We start from the raw sequence: 15,368 nt of genomic DNA, 5'->3' as shown, positions 1-15,368 counted from the left end.
GCAGCAGCCGGTCCCGGGGGCCCACGCCCCCGCCGACGCCCCCGCCGACGCCTCCGCTCCGGCCCGGGTACCGGCCCCGGCGGCCGCGCGGTGACCAGCTTCCTCACCCACCGGGCCAGGGTGCACGACGCCGGCCTCCCGCCGTACCGGCGGCACAGCGCGCTGCGCACCTGTCTGACCGAGTTCGCCCCGTACGGGCTGCGGGCCACCTACCACCACCTCACCCTCTCCGCCCGGCTGCCCCGGCGGCTGGAGGCCGACCCGGAGTCACTGGTGCGGGCGGTCGAGGAGCTGCACGAGGCACGGCAGTTGTGGCGGGCCCGGTTCCGGGAGTACCAGGCGCAGCGGCGGGCGGAGAAGCGGGCCGGGCGGCGCGCACCGTCGACCACGGCCTGGTGGGACCGGCCGCGGTGGAGTTCGCCCGACCTCGCCTGGGCCCAGGACCCCTTCCTGCACCCGCGGTTGAGCCTGCCCGACTACGTCCGGCGGCAGAACGCGCTGATGGACGGCGCCGAGCTGCCGGGCTGCCCGGCCTGCGGGGAGGAGGGGCCGGTGGTGTGGCTGTCCACCGCGCCCCACCGGGCCGGGCTGTGCCGCTCCTGCGCGCGGGTCCTGCTGCCCTGTCCGTGCGGGCGGCGGCACACCTTCGAACCGGAGCGGCGGGTCGGCTGGAGCCGGACCTGGCGGCGGGAGCACATGACCGGCGCCGGGGAGCCGAATCCGCACTGGCCGGCCCGTCTGGGCACGGCCCGGATCGAGCGGCTGGTCACGTACGAATCGCCGCACCCGCCGTTCTGCTGAGCCGGGCCCCGTGCGGGTCGGGCCCCGTGCCCCGTGCGGGTCGGGCCCCGTGCCCCGTGCGAGTCAGGCCCCGTGCACGGGGACGGAGACCAGCAGGGCGCCGGTGCCCTGGACCCGCACCTCGAAGTGGTCGATGTCGCCGGGTTGGAGGGCCGCACCGCCGGTGGTGTGCAGCGCGTGCTGGCCGTCCGGCTCACCGTAACCGGTGGCCGGGACGCTCCAGGTGGTGACGGTCTGGCGCTGGCCGCCGTGCGAGACGGCGACCAGGCGGCAGGTCAGCGGGCCCTGGACGTCGGAGAGGTTGAGGCTGATCTGGCTGCCCCAGCTCCGGGCGTCGACACCGACCACGGCCTTGGCGCCGGTGGTCGGGTCGGTGGCGCTGAACTGCTGGGAGACGGCGACCACGGCCGGGGTGGAGTCGGCGGCGATCACCGCGGCCGTGACCGCCGGGCCCGCCGCGACCATCGCGGTCGCGGCCAGGGCCAGCGCCAACCGCCGTACCCGGAGCCGCCGGCGGCCGGCCGTGACCTCGGCGATCAGCCGGCCCAGCAGCCGCCGGTCCGGTTCCGGCACCGGCTCGGCCGGGTCCAGTCCGGCGGCCGCGACGGCCGCCACGTAGTCGGCCAGCAGCACCTCGACGAAACCGAGTCGGTCCACCTGCTCGACGCACTCCGGGCAGTCCGCCAGGTGCTGTTCGAAGGCGGCGTGCTCGGCCGGCTCCAGCATGCCGAGGACGTACGCACCGGCGTCCGTGTGCTGCGGGCCGCAGGGCACGCCGGACCCGGGGGCGGTGGCGGGCCGGTCGGTCACGATGTCACTCCCCGTTCCTCCAGTGCGATCCTGAGCGAGCGCAGTGCGTAGAACACCCGCGACCGGACGGTCCCGGCCGGGATGCCGAGTTCGGCGGCCGCCTCCTTCGCGGTGCGGCCCTTGAGGAAGGTTTCGACGAGGACTTCGCGGTGGGCGGGCGAGAGGTCGGCGAGCGCGTCGGCGACGGTCATCGTCCGGAGCGAGCGTTCGATGTCGTCCTCGCCGGGCAGCTGCTCCAGGACCGCCGCGTCCACCTCCTGCGGGCGGGCCAGGGCGCTGCGGTGGTCGTCGATCACGATCCGGCGGGCGACGGTCACCAGCCACGGCCGCAGCGAGCCGCCGTGCGAGTCGAGCCGGTGGATGTTGCGCCAGGCCCGGACCAGGGTCTCCTGGACGACGTCCTCGGCGCGCTGGCGGTCCCCCGCGACCAGGTGGAGCACGAAGCCGAACAGCGGACCGGCATGCTCGCGGTACAGGGCCCGCATCAGATCCTCGTCCGCGGCCCCCGTGCCGTGTGCGGCCTTGCCGCCGACGGGGTGCTCCTCGGTCACGATCTCATCGTTGCGCACCCTGGCCTCCCCGGCGAGGGCGGCGGTCGGGGCCGGCGGCCGCCGGGCACCGGTCGCGCCCGCGCCGTCCGGCTGCTCGGGCGGCCGGGGCGCGGCGCGGCTACCGTTGCAGTAGGACTCCGCGGGATCGTCCCGGTCGGCGAGGCGGTGCGGCGCGGCGGCCCGGCACGTGCGGGGTGTGCGGGTGTGCTGCGCATGGCGCCTCCCGCTTCGGCGAGCGGACGGGACATCCTTCTGTACGGACGGTGGCGGCCGCGTGCTCAACCCGGGGACGAGCCGGAATACCCCGGCGGGCATCACGGTTGTCCGGGGCGCATGACCCCGTACCCACCGCCTTCGGAAGGGAAGGATCCGCGAGATGAGCAACACGGTCGAGCTGACCAAGGAGAACTTCGACGACATCGTGCCCGGCCCCGAGGGCCAGGACTTCGTCTTCATCGACTTCTGGGCGGGGTGGTGCGGGCCGTGCCGCCAGTTCGCACCGGTCTACGAGAAGGCCGCGGCGCGCCACCCGGACCTGGTCTTCGCCAAGGTCGACACCGAGGCCCAGCAGGAGCTGGCCGCGGCGTTCGGCATCCAGTCGATCCCGACGCTGGCGATCATCCGCGAGGGCGTGCTCGTCTTCTCGCAGGCGGGCGCGCTGCCGGAGCCGGTGTTCGAGGACCTGATCGGGCAGGCCCGCCAGCTGGACATGGCCGAGGTCAAGCGCAAGGTGGCGGAGGAGCAGGCGGCCGAGGGCCAGGCCTGAGCGGTGCCGCGCCGGGGCCCGGGGAGTGCCGACTCCCCGGGCCCTCGCCGTGCCCTCCCCGGGCCCTCGCCGTGCCGGGTTCCGTGGGTCAGGTCGGTTCGGCGGGGTCAGGCGGGGTCGGCCGGTTCCGCGGCCCAGTCGGTGAGCCGGGCCGCGAGGGCCCGGACCTCCGCCCGCAGTTCGGCGGGCTCCCGGACGGTGAACGGCCAGCCCAGGCCGGCCAGCAGCACCGCGAAGCCGTCCAGGTGCTGCGCCCGGGCCCGCAACAGCACGCGGCCGTCGGCGAGTTCGGTGAGCGTGCCGACCACGGGCGGCAGTCGGCGGCGGGCCTCGGCCAGGGTGGTCGCCAGTTCCACCTCCACCCGGTGCCGCCAGGGCGTCGCCGCCAGCGACTCCACCACCCGCTGCACCGGGTCGAAGTCCTCGGGCGGCTCGAAGCCGGTCTCCCCCGCCACCACCCGCTCGATCCGGTCCAGCCGGAAGGTCCGCAGTTCGCCGCTGCGGTGGTCCAGCCCCGTGGTGTACCAGCGGCCGGAGTGGAAGACCAGGCCGTACGGGTCGAACTCGCGCTCGCTCGGCCGGTCCTCGCGGTCCCGGTAGGCGAGCCGCACCCGGCGGCACCGGCGGGCCGCCTCGGCCAGGGCGAACAGCGCGGCGGCGGCCGGGCTGGGGCCGGCCGTGGGCGCGGCGGACAGGCCGAGGGTCTGCTCGACGGCCGTGACCCGCTCGCGCAGCGGCGGCGGGAGCACCCGCTGGATCTTGGCGAGCGCGGTCTCGGCGGCCCGCTCCCCCACCGACAGGCCGGAACTGCGCCCGGCCAGCAGGCCGAGCACCACCGAGGCGGCCTCGTCGGGGCTGAGCATCAGCGGCGGCAGCCGGTAGCCGGGCAGCAGGCGGTAGCCGCCGTAACGGCCGCGGTCGGCCCGGACCGGGATGCCGAGTTCGACCAGCCGGGCGGTGTAGCGGCGGATGGTCCGCTCGTCCACGTCGAGCCGGGCCGCCAGCTCGGCGCCGGTCAGGCCCGGGCGGTCCTGGAGCAGTTCCAGCAGGGCGAGCACGCGGCTGACCGGGTGTTCCGGGCGTTCCATGCGGGGCGCTCCTTCCGGGCCGACGCGCCGGGGAATCCGGGCGGCTTCCGTCCGGATCCGATTCTAGAGTCGGCGGTGACGGGGATCCCCATCGCGGAAGGAGCGGTGCACCATGAGCACGTTCGTACTGGTCCCGGGGTTCTGGCTCGGCGCCTGGGCCTGGGACGAGGTGGCCGCGCCGCTGCGCGCGGCCGGGCACGAGGTCCACCCGGTGAGCCTGCCCGGACTCGCCGAACGGGCGGGCGAGCAGGGCGACTTCGGGCTGGAGGAGCACATCGCGGAACTGACCGGGCTGCTGGTCCGGGAGGACCTGTGGGACGTCGTGCTGGTCGCGCACAGCGGCGCCTGCGCCCCGGTGGGCGGGGCCGCCGACCGGATGCCCGAGCGGATCCGCCGGGTGGTCCACCTGGACAGCGGCCCGCTGGCCGACGGCAGTTCGGTGTACGACGTCTGGCAGCCCGACTTCCGGGCCGAGGCCGACGCCACGGCGGTCGACGGCCGCCTCCCGATGCCCTCCTGGGAGTACCTGGCCGCCCACGGCTCCAGCATCGAGGGCCTGGACCGGGCCGCGCTGGAGCGGATCCGCGCCCGGGTCACCCCGCAGCCGGTCGGCGCCTACCGGGACGTGCTGCGGCTGACCGGTGCCGGGGCCGCGCTGCCGCAGGCACTGGTCTCCTGCTCCTTCCCGCTCGATCAGGTCCGGGCGCTGATCGCCTCCGGGCACCCGTGGTTCGCCGGGATGGGCCGGCCGAACTGGGAGTTGCGCGAACTGCCCACCGGGCACTGGCCGATGTTCTCCCGCCCGGCCGACACGGCGGCGGTGCTGGCGGAGCTCGCGGCAATCTGACCCGGTCCGCGTGTTCGCCCGCGCACGGACCCGTCCGCACCGCAGGATGGCGCAGGACGGGGCCCGCGCCGACGGCCGTCGAGGCGTCGGCGGCACGGGCCGAGCGCGCGACAGCACGGAGGACGGCCCATGACCAGCAGCACCGCCGAGGAGTACGACGTCATCGTCCTGGGCGCCGGCCCGACCGGCGAGAACGTCGCCGACCGGACCGTCGCCGCCGGGCTGCGCACGGTGATCGTGGAGGCCGAACTGGTCGGCGGCGAGTGCTCGTACTGGGCCTGCATGCCCAGCAAGGCGCTGCTGCGCCCGGCCGCCGCGCTGACCGACGCCCGCACGGTGGCCGGTGCCCGGGAGGCGGTGGGCGAGGGCCGACTGGACGCGGCGGCCGTGCTGGCCCGGCGGGACTCCTTCGCCTCGCACTGGAAGGACGACGGCCAGGTGCAGTGGCTGCGGGACACCGGCATCGAACTGGTCCGCGGCCACGGCCGGCTGGCGGGGGTGCGGACCGTCACGGTGGAGGCGGAGGACGGCAGCGAACGGCTGCTCACCGCCCGGCACGCCGTCGCCGTGTGCACCGGCAGCCGGCCGGTGCTGCCCGCCGACGTGCCCGGGCTGGCGGAGGCGCACCCGTGGACCAACCGGGAGGCGACCGGCTCGCCGACCGTCCCCGGGCGGCTCGCGGTGGTCGGCGGCGGGGTGGTCGGGGTGGAGATGGCCACCGCCTGGCGGGCGCTCGGCTCCGAGGTGGTGCTGCTGGTGCGCGGCGACGCGCTGCTGCCGCGGCTGGAGCCCTTCGCGGGCGAGTTGGTCGCGGACTCGCTGCGGGAGGCGGGCGTGGACCTGCGCTTCGGCACCGAGGTGACCGCGCTGGAACGGACCGGGGGCGCCGGGCCGGTGGCCCTCACGCTCGGCGACGGCGGCCGGCTGACCGTCGACGAGGTGCTGTACGCGACCGGCCGGGCCCCGCGCACCGCCGACATCGGCCTGGAGCAGGTCGGGCTGCGGCCGGGCGGCTGGCTGGAGGTGGACGACAGCTGCACGGTGCGGGGCGTGGACGGCGAGTGGCTCTACGCGGCCGGGGACGTCAACCACCGGGCGCTGCTCACCCACCAGGGGAAGTACCAGGCCCGGATCACCGGCGCGGTGATCGCCGCCCGCGCCCAGGGGCGTGCGCTGGACACCTCGCGCTGGGGCGCGCACTCGGCGTCCGCCGACCTGGCCGGCGCGCCCCAGGTGGTGTTCACCGAGCCCGAGGTCGCGGCCGTCGGACTGACCCTGGCCGGGGCCGAGCGGCTCGGCCTGCGGGTCAAGCACGTCGACCACGAGATCGGCGCCGTCGCCGGGGCCTCGCTGTACGCCGACGGCTACCGCGGCCGGGCCCGGGTCGTCTTCGACCTGGACCGGGAGGTGATCGTCGGCGCCTGCCTGGTCGGCCCGGCCGTCGCCGAACTGCTGCACTCGGCGACCGTCGCCGTGGTCGGCGAGGTGCCGATCGACCGGCTCTGGCACGCCGTCCCCGCCTACCCGACGATCAGCGAGGTGTGGCTGCGGCTGCTGGAGGGCTGCCGGGGCTGACCGCGGCGCCCAACGACTGGCCCCGGACGACCCCTGCCGACCCCCAGCCGGCCCCGGGCCGACCCCGGGCCGACCGCCGCTGTCCGGGTGAGCGGCGCGGCGAGATGTGACCACCGGTGGACGGCGGGACACTGGCGGTGGGGCGCCTCCGGTGCGCCCCGAGGGGGCCGTCCGGGGGGCCCGATCCGTAGGTGGTGTGAGGCATGACCGAGGTGCTGTTGGCCGTCGGAACCGAGAAGGGCCTCTTTCTCGGCCACAGCCGCGACCGGCTGGACTGGGAGTTCAGCGGGCCGCACTTCCCGATGAACGCGATCTACTCCGTCTCCATCGACCGCCGCGGCGACCGGACCAGACTGCTGGTCGGCGCCGACAGCAGCCACTGGGGCCCCTCGGTGTGGCGCTCCGACGACTGCGGCGCCAGTTGGTCCGAGCCGGCCCGGCCGGCCATCCGCTTCCCGGAGTCCACCGGCGCCTCGCTCACCCGGGTCTGGCAGCTCCAGCCCGCCGGACCGGAGGCCCCCGGGGTGGTCTACGCGGGCACCGAACCCGCCGCGCTGTTCCGCTCCACCGACGGCGGCGAGACCTTCGCCCTGGTCGAGTCGCTCTGGAACCACCCCCAGCGGCCCGAATGGGGCGCCGGCTACGGCGGCCAGGGCCTGCACACCATCCTCACCGACCCGCGCGACCCGCAGCGGCTGCTGGTCGCCGTCTCCAGCGGCGGGGTCTACCGCAGCAAGGACGGCGGCGACTCCTGGGCGCCCGCCAACACCGGCCTGCGCGCCGAGTTCTTCCCCGAGGAGCGGCAGTACCCCGAGTTCGGCCAGTGCGTCCACAAGATCGCCCCGGACCCGGTCCACCCCGACCGGCTCTACCTGCAGAACCACGGCGGCGTCTACCGCAGCGACGACTGGGGCGGCAGCTGGCGCTCCGTCGTGGACGGGCTGCCCGCCGAGTTCGGCTTCGCCGTCGCCGCCCACCCGCGCCGGGGCGACACCGCGTACCTCTTCCCGCTCGGCGGCTCCGACGACCGGATCCCGCCCGGCCACCGCTGCCGGGTCTTCCGCACCACCGACGCCGGCACCAGCTGGCAGCAGCTGGCCAACGGCCTGCCGGGCGAGGACCACTACGGCATCGTGCTGCGGGACGCCCTGCGCACCGACGACGCCGAACCGGCCGGGATCTACTTCGGCAACCGGACCGGCGACGTGTACGCCAGCCGCGACGAGGGCGAGAACTGGTCGCTGCTGATCTCCCACCTGCCGGACGTGCTCTGCGTCCGCGCGGCGGTGGTGAGTTGAGCGCCGCCGGGCCGCCGGTTGTCGGACCCGCTGATCGAAAACCTGTTGCCGGAACGCTCCGGTTCTGGTGAGCATGGGCCGCCGACGAACGAACTCGTGAAGTGGGGTGGGCCATGCCCGAAACCGACTGGGTGGTCAGGTACGACGGAAGCGGCGCGGCGGTACTGCGCTTCCAGCAGGGCGAGCGGGAGGGGCGCCCCTGGGCCGACCTGCTGGAGCTCGTGGACGACTCGCTGGACGCGGCGGGGGCGGCGGAGTTCGTCCGCGCCGAACTGCCCGGCTGGGTGGTGTCCGGCCCCCCGGAGCTCGGACTCCGGTTGCTGGAGGACGGCGCGCGGAAGCTGCGGCACGCCCACACCTTCCGGCGTGACCTGCGCGCCGACCCGCCGCCCGCCGACTGGGCCGGGGCGCCGCTGCGCGAGGGCCTGCGGGCGGTGCCCTGCGACCGCGCGCCGGAGGAGCTGCTGGAGTCCTGGCGGGCCGCCTTCGACCCGGCCCATGTGGACCACTTCCACGGCGACGACACCCAGGCCCTGGCCGAGCGGATCGGCCCGCTGCTGGCCGGTCGGGCCATCGGCCCGGTGCTGCCGTCCAGCCTGCTCGCCGTGGACGCCGAGGACCGGGTGGTCGGCGGCGCCGTGCTGACCGACCGCGACGGCCTGCCCTGGGTCGCCGAGGTCTTCCGCCACCCGCAGCGCGGCTACCGCGGCCTCGGCGCCGATCTGCTGCGCCGGGCGATCGCGGACGCGGCCGGGCACGGGGTGACCGACGTGCAGCTGGTGGTGTCCGAGGGCAATCCGGCCCGCCGGGTCTACGAGGCGCTGGGCTTCGTGCTGCTGGAGACCTCGCTGACCGTGATCGTGCCGGACGCGGCCTGAGGGTCGGGGCGTACAGCGCCCGGGGCGCCCGGCCGGGGCTCACGGCCGGGCGAGCTCCAGGACGGCGATCCCGCCGAGGACGGTGAACGCGGCGGTCAGCCGCAGCCGGCCGAGGCGCTCCCGGAACACCACCGTGGCGATCAGCGCGGCGATCACGATGCTGGTCTCGCGCAGCGCGGCGATCGTCGCCAGGTTGCCCCGGGACTGTGCCCAGACCACCAGGCCGTACGCCGTCAGCGAGAGCACCCCACCGAGGATCCCGACCGGCAGCACCGGGCGCACCCCGGTGAGCAGGGTGCGGCCGCGCCGGGCCCAGACCACCGCCACCAACGCGGGCCCCTGGAGCAGGAACAGCCAGGCCACGTAGCCGCCGACGGTACCGGCGTGCCGGACGCCGCTGCCGTCCAGCACGGTGTACCCGGCGATCATCACACCGGTGCCGGCGGCGGCCCCGAGAGCGGGCAGCTGCGCCCGCCCGGGTATGCCCTGGGCGAAGGCCAGCCCGATCAGGCCGCAGGAGATCACCACCACGCCCGCCAGCTCGCCCACCCCCAGGTGCTGGCCGAGCAGCACCACCGACAGCAGGGCGACCAGCAGCGGCGCCGAGCCGCGGGCGATCGGGTACATCTGCCCGAAGTCGCCCAGCTGGTAGGCCTTCAGCAGCAGCACCGTCGAGACCGTCTGGACCGCCGTGGAGGCCAGCAGGTAGGGCCAGGCCGCGGCGGCCGGCAGCGGGTTGACCGCGACCAGCACCAGGGCGCAGGCGGTGTAGGTCAGGTTGATCAGCGCGAAGCCGACCATCTTGTCCGGGATCCGGTGCGCCAGCCCGTTCCACACCGCGTGCAGCACGGCGGCCGCGAGCACGACCAGCGGCACCGCCGCCCCGTTCTCCGACATGGCGAAGCTCTCCTCCCCGTCGGCCTGCCGGGAATTCCGGCAGGCTTGGAATCGGATTCCACGCTACCCTAGGTCCATGGAAGAACGTTCCGAATTTTTCACGCCCCTGGAATCCCGGCTGGCCGCGCAGATCCGGGCCCGGCTCGGCGAGCTGCGCGGCACCGAGGCGAGGGTCGCCCAGGTGGTGCTGGACCGGGGCGGGGATCTGGTGCACCTGAGCGTCAGCGACGTCGCGGCACTGGCCGGGACGGCCCCCTCCTCGGTGGTCCGGGCCTGCCAGCGGCTCGGATTCCGCGGCTTCCAGGAGCTGAAGATCGCCGCCGCCCGGCACGCCCCCGCCGCCCCCGCCCCGGTCACCGGCGCCGACGCCCACGACCCGGCGGCCCGGGCGCTCACCGACACCCTGCGCGCCGCCCGGGAGGCCCTGGACGGGATCACCGCCACGCTCGGCCCGGACGACCTGCGAGCCGCCGCCGACCTGCTGAACGACGCCCCCCGGGTGCTCCTGGTCGGCACCGGGCTGTCCGGCGCGGTGGTGCTCGACCTCGCCTACCGGCTGCGCGCGCTCGGCCTGCCGGTGGACGCCCCGGCCGACTCGATGACCGCCCAGCTGGTGGCCGCCGGACTGCCGCCGGGCGCCGTCTGCCTGGCCGTCAGCCACTCCGGCGCCACCCGCAGCGTGGTGGACACCGCCCGGGCGGCCCGGGCGGCCGGGGCCGAGGTGCTGACGCTCACCAGCTACGCCCGCTCGCCGCTCACCGAGACGTCGACCTGCGTCCTGGTCGCGGGCGGGCAGGACCTGGTCTTCGGCCTGGAGACCACCGCCAGCCGGCTCGCCCACCTGACCGCGGTGGACGCGCTCACCCAGACCCTGCTGGCGCTGCGCGGGCCGCGCGCGGAGCAGTCCCTGCGGCTCGCGGCGGACGTCTGCGCGGACTACGTGTACTGACCGGCCGGCCTCAGGTGCTGGGCCGGTGGGCGCCCTCGACCCGGGCGCCGCGCACCACGACCATGGTCAGGCCCACCGCGACCAGCAGCTCCGCCCAGAAGAACGCCGCGTAGTCCAGCAGCGAGCCGATCGGCGGGCTGCCGGGCGCCGCGTTGCGCATCCCGACCAGGGCGAACAGGGTGGCCGCCATCCAGCTCAGCGCGGGCCAGACGATCCCGCGCCGCTGCCGGACGATCAGCCAGGCCGCCACCAGGACGGACATCGCCAGCGCCCACATCGCCGCCATCATGAACCAGGCCAGGATGTAGGTGCTGCGCGAGCGGTCGATCTGCTCGGTGACCGCGATGCCGAGGCCCTCGGTCTCCTTCTCGCCCTGGGTGAACGCGAAGAACGGGTCGGCCTCCTGGATCCCGATCATCACCGGGGCGGGCTTCCCCCCGACGGTGGCCCGGAAGCCGATCGGCGCACGGTAGCTGTCGAAGGGGTAGTCGGTGACCCGCCCCTCGGCCAGGTTGAACGACACCAGGGTGGAGGCGATCGGCTGGCCGGCCGGGTACTTGAGCAGGGTCTGTTCGAGCGAGGTGGTCTCCAGCACCACGTCCTGGGCCGGGATCAGCTGGAGACCGGGCGTCGCCAGGGCGCCGTGCGGCTGCACCAGGACCTTGGCGGCGACCGACTGCGCGGCCGCGTCCACCCGCTGGAGCACCACGTCGACCTCCAGGAAGTCCGCTCCGGAGGTGTTTCCCACCACCTGGGAGCGACTGCGGTTGGAGCGCTCGTTGGCGTAGAGCAGCAGGCCGGCGGTCACGGACAGCACGATCGCCACCACCACCGCGTACGCCCGCCAGGGCCGGACCTTCGGCCGGGTGGCGCTGGCGGCGCGCACCCGGGCGTGGATGCGGACCCGCGAACGGGTGGTCGGGCGCAGTGGCCGGGTGGTCCGGCGGCGCGGCGGCGTGCTCATCGACCTGCTTCCACGGTCGGCGGCGGCGGCACCCGCTGCCGCCCGTCCCGCCAGCGTCGGCACGCTACCACCCCCGCCGCAACCGGGTCGGGCCGGTCGGGTGCACCTCCGGAGCCTCCCCCGGGGCCTCCCCCGAACGCGGAAAACACGCTGGTCGGAGGTGCTGTGTAGGCTCACTGGTCATGGCGAGGGTGACACGGGACGATGTGGCGCGGGTGGCGGGGACGTCCACGGCGGTCGTGAGCTATGTGATCAACAACGGGCCGCGGCCGGTGGCGGCGGCCACCCGGGCCCGGGTGCTCGCGGCGGTGGAGGAGCTCGGCTACCGGCCCAACCGGGTCGCCCAGGCGATGGCCCGGCGGCGGACCGACCTGCTCGGGATGGTCGTGCCGGACGCCCGCCAGCCCTTCTTCGCCGGGCTGGCGCACGCCGTGGAGCAGGCCGCCGCCGAACACGGCCGACTGCTGCTGATCGGCAACTCCGACTACGCCGACGAGCGCGAGGCGCACTACATCCGGGCCTTCCTCGGGATGCAGGTGGACGGCCTGATCCTGGTCACCCAGGACCCGGCCGCCCCCGGGCTGACCGGCTTCGACTCGGCCGACGGGACCCCGGTCGTGCTGCTGCACCACCGTTCGGAGAGCGCCGACGGGGTGGCCGTGGTGGCGGACGACGAGGGCGGCGCCCGCGAGGTGGTCCGCCACCTGCTCGGGCACGGCCACACCGAGGTGCACTGCTTCGGCGGCACCCTGGCGCTCAGCCCGCTCGACCCGGTCAGCGGGCGGACGGCCGGCTGGGCCGAGGCGCTGGCCGAGGCCGGACTGTCCACCGACGGCCGGCTCGCCCCGGCGCCGTTCGACCGGGTCCGGGCGCACGCCGAGGCGCTCGTCCTGCTGGGCCGGCCGGACCGGCCGTCCGCCGTGTTCTGCGCGACGGACGACCAGGCGATAGGCCTGCTGCGGGCCGCCGACGACCTGGGCATCCGGGTGCCGGAGGACCTCGCGGTGGCCGGTTTCGACGACATCGCCGAGGCGGTGATCGCCGGACCGGCGCTGACCACCGTCACCACCGCGCAGGACGAGATGGCCCGGGCCGCCGTGGAGCTCGTGCTCGGCGGACCGGAGCGCCGCTCCGCCGGGGCCCGGACCTTCCCGGCCCGGCTGGTGGTGCGGCGCTCCTGCGGCTGCCCCGCCGGGCCCGCGCTCCGACGGGCCTGATCCGCGGTTCGGCACGCCGGGGCGGTGCGTCAGTTCAGCTGGAAGCCGGCCTCGACCGGGTAGTGGTCGCTGGGCGCGTTGGTGTCCAGCTGGCCCGGCGCCCACCCCGCCTGCGGGTCGAAGTCGATCTTCACGGTGGACATCGAGGTCGGCACCGGGCGGCCCGGGGCGTTGAGGTAGCCGATGTAGTCGAGGTCGTCCCGGTAGTCGACCGGGAAGGTCTCCACGCCGGCCATGTACTGGCACCAGGAGGAGACCGGGCAGTCCATGGTGGTGCGGGCCTGCTTCGGGTCGGTGGCCGGGGTGCCGAGGACGCCGTTCACCGCGTTCTGGGCGTTGGTGTAGTCGCCGCGGCCCTGGCCGTGGAAGTACTCGACGTTGAGGTCGCCGCCGATCAGCACCGGGGCGCTGCTGCCGACGATCCCGTCGACCCAGGCGCGGATCTCGGCGAGCTGGCCGAGCCGGGTGGACTGGGTGGTGTCGGTGGAGGTGTCCGCCTCGTCGGCCTGGAGGTGGGTGCCGACGACCCAGGCGGTGCTGCCGTTCTTGGTCACCTTGACCAGCGCCGCGCCCTTGTTGGCGTGGTAGTCCCAGGTGCCGTAGGTGGAGTTGCTGAAGACGTGGGCGTACTGGGCGCTGATCGGGTACTTGGAGAGGATCATCGTGCCGCCGTTGATGACGAACCACGAGTTGGAGCAGTTGCCGCTGACGCCCGTCCAGCCGCCGCCGGAGCAGACCCCGCCGACCACCGGGGTGCGGTACGGGTAGAGGTCCGCGAGCTTGCTGTTGATGTCGGCGGTCGAGCTGTTGTTGAACTGCTCGTCCAGCACGACCACGTCGGCGTTGTGCTGACGGACGATCTGCTCGATCACCGGGGTGCGGGTGGACGCCCGCTCGTTCTGGGTGGCGTCGACGACGGCGGTGCCGAGGTCGACGTTGAACGCGAACACGGACAGCGTGGTGGGGCTCGCCGTGGTGGCGGCGGAGGCGCTCGGGGCGGCGACGCCGCCGAGCAGCAGTGCGGCGGCGGCCGCCGTGGTGAGGGCGGTGGCCGTGCGACGCGAGAGCATGGGCGTTCTCCTGGGTCCGTCAATCCGGTGGGGCCCGGACCGGCCGGGGTGACCGGCCGCCGGGGATTGGCGGGGGAACGCTAGCTACCGCCCGGTACGACGGGAAGAACGCCAGGCGATCAGTTCCGATCGCTCCTGTGGCGACGAGGTGTCTGTACAGCTCAGAGCCATCGGCTGACAAGATGTCTGTACACCCTTGCACCAGGCACCGAGGGACGGGCCGGGCTCCGTCAGCCGTCCGACAGTTCGTCCGCGAGCAGGTCCATCAGCAGGTTGTCGTGCCAACTGCCGTCCGGACCACGCTCGTACTGGCGCATGGTGCCGACCGGACGGAAGCCGACCTTGGTGTAGCAGCGGATCGCGGCGGCGTTGTCCGCGGCCGGGTCGATCACCAGCCGGTGGTAGTGGTGGTCGTGCACCAGGTGCCGGGCCATGGTGCGCACGGCGTCGGTGCCCAGACCCAGACCGTGCACCGAGGGTTCCAGGTAGACGTCCATCCCGGCGTGCCGGTACTCGTCGTCGTTCTCGGCGTACCACTGCACGGCGCCGACCACCCGGCCGCCCAGCTCGATCGCGAAGGTCTCGGTGTCGGGGGAATCCAGATCCCGGGCGACCTCGTCGAGCAGGTCGTCACCGCCCCGCCAGCGGGCGAACACCTCGGGCGTGCTGCGGATCGCCACCAGCGCCGGGATGTCGTCGGCGGTGGCCGGGCGGAGGGTGACCAGGGTGCCGTGCAGAATCGTCCCCATATGGGGCATGTTGGCACGGAAAACCGCCCCGGGCGAGCGGTTTTCCCCGGGCCCCGGCCCACCCTGCCCGGGCCCAAGGCGCCAGGGTCGGCCCTAAGAGGTCGGGGCCGGTTCGGGCCGGTCGCCGAGCGGGCCCAGCCAGACGGCGGTGACGGCGCTGACGTAGCGGGCGCCGCAGTGGTCGTCGGGGACGACCAGCTGCGGGCCGGCGGCGTCCAGCGGGGTGCCGTCCATGCTGGTGGCGAGCAGGATCCGGCGGCCGCCGAAGTCCGGGTCGATCTCGGCCCAGGAGACCACCGCCCGGTGGCCGTCGGCGCCGAGCACGTCGAGCAGGAAGCGCAGTCGCTGCTTGCGGCCGGAGAAGTCGATCCGGGGCCGGGCGGCGAGCAGCACGTCCAGCAGCGCCGGGCCCTCGTAGCCGTGGTGCTGCTCGCCCTCGGTCCGGCAGTCGAAGCTGACCTCGACCCGGTGCGCCGGGAGGGCGCGCAGTTGCTCGACGGTCAGCTCGGCCGGCTCGTCGAGGTGGCCGAGCAGCCGGACGGTGGGCGACGCCGAGGTCGCACCGGGTCTCGCCGGGGTCATGGCGCTCCTCCCGCTCCGCTCCCGGGCCGCGCCGCCGCGGCCCGGGATGAGGACTACCCGAGGGGGAGCTCCGGCATTCGCAGTTGCGGTCCTGAATGCCGGTATTCATCCGCAGCTGCCATGGTGTGGGCGCCCATCGGCTCGCAGGTGCGGCTTCGGCCACGGGGCGCGCCGAAGGAGAAGGCTCGGCGCGCCCCGCACACCGAGTGAAGCAGTCGGGCAATCGGGCGGACCACTGGTTCCGCACACCGGCCGCAGGGGTCTCCACTGGATGATCGGACAAGAAGATTCACGGTCCTTCTCCTGGCATTTACGATGCCCATGTG

At 75.0% G+C, this 15,368-nt stretch carries 15 protein-coding genes and 1 pseudogene; 8 read left to right on the top strand and 8 right to left on the bottom strand.

Translation table 11 applies throughout. The annotated features are described in order from the left end of the window. Positions 1-90: 90 nt before the first annotated feature. Positions 91-801: a hypothetical protein gene (locus tag ACIP4P_RS38610; protein WP_400927210.1), complete on the top strand. Its 711-nt coding sequence runs from the start codon at positions 91-93 to the stop codon at positions 799-801. Between the two features lie 63 nt (positions 802-864). Here ACIP4P_RS38610 and ACIP4P_RS38605 read toward each other — a convergent pair whose 3' ends face one another. Together ACIP4P_RS38605 and ACIP4P_RS38600 are read right to left on the bottom strand one after the other, a co-directional pair. Further along, on the bottom strand, positions 865-1,611 hold the full coding sequence (locus ACIP4P_RS38605) for an anti-sigma factor family protein (protein WP_400927207.1): 747 nt from the start codon (positions 1,609-1,611) through the stop codon (positions 865-867). Further along, on the bottom strand, positions 1,608-2,180 hold the full coding sequence (locus ACIP4P_RS38600) for a sigma-70 family RNA polymerase sigma factor (RefSeq protein ID WP_400927204.1): 573 nt from the start codon (positions 2,178-2,180) through the stop codon (positions 1,608-1,610). Before ACIP4P_RS38600 ends, ACIP4P_RS38605 begins: the two co-directional genes overlap by 4 nt. A 346-nt stretch (positions 2,181-2,526) precedes the next feature. On the opposite strand from ACIP4P_RS38600, the pseudogene ACIP4P_RS38595 reads away from it, so the two are divergent. Continuing rightward, positions 2,527-2,928 (top strand): annotated as a pseudogene (locus tag ACIP4P_RS38595) (thioredoxin family protein); the annotation flags it as partial. Between the two features lie 107 nt (positions 2,929-3,035). On the opposite strand, the gene ACIP4P_RS38590 reads toward ACIP4P_RS38595, so the two are convergent. After that, positions 3,036-4,016 carry a helix-turn-helix transcriptional regulator gene (locus ACIP4P_RS38590; protein WP_400927201.1) on the bottom strand — a complete coding sequence of 327 codons (981 nt, stop codon included), beginning with the start codon at positions 4,014-4,016 and terminating at the stop codon, positions 3,036-3,038. Between the two features lie 112 nt (positions 4,017-4,128). Here ACIP4P_RS38590 and ACIP4P_RS38585 point away from each other — a divergent pair, with 112 nt between their 5' ends. The 4 genes from ACIP4P_RS38585 (at position 4,129) to ACIP4P_RS38570 (ending at position 8,614) form a co-directional block, all read left to right on the top strand. After that, positions 4,129-4,863 (top strand): alpha/beta fold hydrolase, encoded by a 735-nt coding sequence (locus ACIP4P_RS38585; protein WP_400927198.1) that lies wholly within the window; start codon positions 4,129-4,131, stop codon positions 4,861-4,863. A gap of 129 nt (positions 4,864-4,992) precedes the next feature. After that, positions 4,993-6,438, top strand: coding sequence for an NAD(P)/FAD-dependent oxidoreductase (locus tag ACIP4P_RS38580; RefSeq protein WP_350514523.1), 1,446 nt, complete (start codon positions 4,993-4,995; stop codon positions 6,436-6,438). Between the two features lie 203 nt (positions 6,439-6,641). Next, positions 6,642-7,736 (top strand): WD40/YVTN/BNR-like repeat-containing protein, encoded by a 1,095-nt coding sequence (locus tag ACIP4P_RS38575; RefSeq protein ID WP_400927194.1) that lies wholly within the window; start codon positions 6,642-6,644, stop codon positions 7,734-7,736. A 113-nt stretch (positions 7,737-7,849) separates the two neighbouring features. Next, a complete protein-coding gene (locus ACIP4P_RS38570; RefSeq protein WP_400927192.1) occupies positions 7,850-8,614 on the top strand; it encodes a GNAT family N-acetyltransferase in 765 nt (254 codons plus the stop codon). 39 nt (positions 8,615-8,653) lie between these two features. On the opposite strand, the gene ACIP4P_RS38565 is transcribed toward ACIP4P_RS38570, so the two are convergent. After that, positions 8,654-9,511 carry a DMT family transporter gene (locus ACIP4P_RS38565; protein ID WP_350514526.1) on the bottom strand — a complete coding sequence of 286 codons (858 nt, stop codon included), beginning with the start codon at positions 9,509-9,511 and terminating at the stop codon, positions 8,654-8,656. 76 nt (positions 9,512-9,587) lie between these two features. On the opposite strand from ACIP4P_RS38565, the gene ACIP4P_RS38560 reads away from it, so the two are divergent. Further along, the gene (locus ACIP4P_RS38560; protein WP_400927188.1) at positions 9,588-10,460 is read left to right on the top strand and encodes a MurR/RpiR family transcriptional regulator; all 873 of its coding nucleotides are present in this window, start codon (positions 9,588-9,590) and stop codon (positions 10,458-10,460) included. 10 nt (positions 10,461-10,470) lie between these two features. On the opposite strand, the gene ACIP4P_RS38555 is transcribed toward ACIP4P_RS38560, so the two are convergent. Next, positions 10,471-11,424: a DUF4436 family protein gene (locus ACIP4P_RS38555; protein ID WP_350514528.1), complete on the bottom strand. Its 954-nt coding sequence runs from the start codon at positions 11,422-11,424 to the stop codon at positions 10,471-10,473. A 182-nt stretch (positions 11,425-11,606) separates the two neighbouring features. Here ACIP4P_RS38555 and ACIP4P_RS38550 point away from each other — a divergent pair, with 182 nt between their 5' ends. Beyond that, positions 11,607-12,641 (top strand): LacI family DNA-binding transcriptional regulator, encoded by a 1,035-nt coding sequence (locus ACIP4P_RS38550; protein WP_400927184.1) that lies wholly within the window; start codon positions 11,607-11,609, stop codon positions 12,639-12,641. Positions 12,642-12,670: 29 nt separating this feature from the next. Here ACIP4P_RS38550 and ACIP4P_RS38545 read toward each other — a convergent pair whose 3' ends face one another. The 3 genes from ACIP4P_RS38545 to ACIP4P_RS38535 all read right to left on the bottom strand — a co-directional run bounded on the left by ACIP4P_RS38545 (position 12,671) and on the right by ACIP4P_RS38535 (position 15,042). Continuing rightward, entirely contained in the window at positions 12,671-13,711 is a 1,041-nt protein-coding gene (locus ACIP4P_RS38545) for an endonuclease/exonuclease/phosphatase family protein (protein WP_400927181.1), read from the bottom strand. Between the two features lie 230 nt (positions 13,712-13,941). Next, a complete protein-coding gene (locus ACIP4P_RS38540; protein ID WP_400927178.1) occupies positions 13,942-14,460 on the bottom strand; it encodes a GNAT family N-acetyltransferase in 519 nt (172 codons plus the stop codon). A gap of 93 nt (positions 14,461-14,553) precedes the next feature. Beyond that, positions 14,554-15,042 carry a molybdopterin-dependent oxidoreductase gene (locus ACIP4P_RS38535; protein WP_400927175.1) on the bottom strand — a complete coding sequence of 163 codons (489 nt, stop codon included), beginning with the start codon at positions 15,040-15,042 and terminating at the stop codon, positions 14,554-14,556. Positions 15,043-15,368: the final 326 nt, after the last annotated feature.

This window comes from Kitasatospora sp. NPDC089509, assembly GCF_044749365.1.
Lineage (GTDB): Bacteria > Actinomycetota > Actinomycetes > Streptomycetales > Streptomycetaceae > Kitasatospora.
This window is presented reverse-complemented; position numbering and strand designations above follow the sequence as displayed.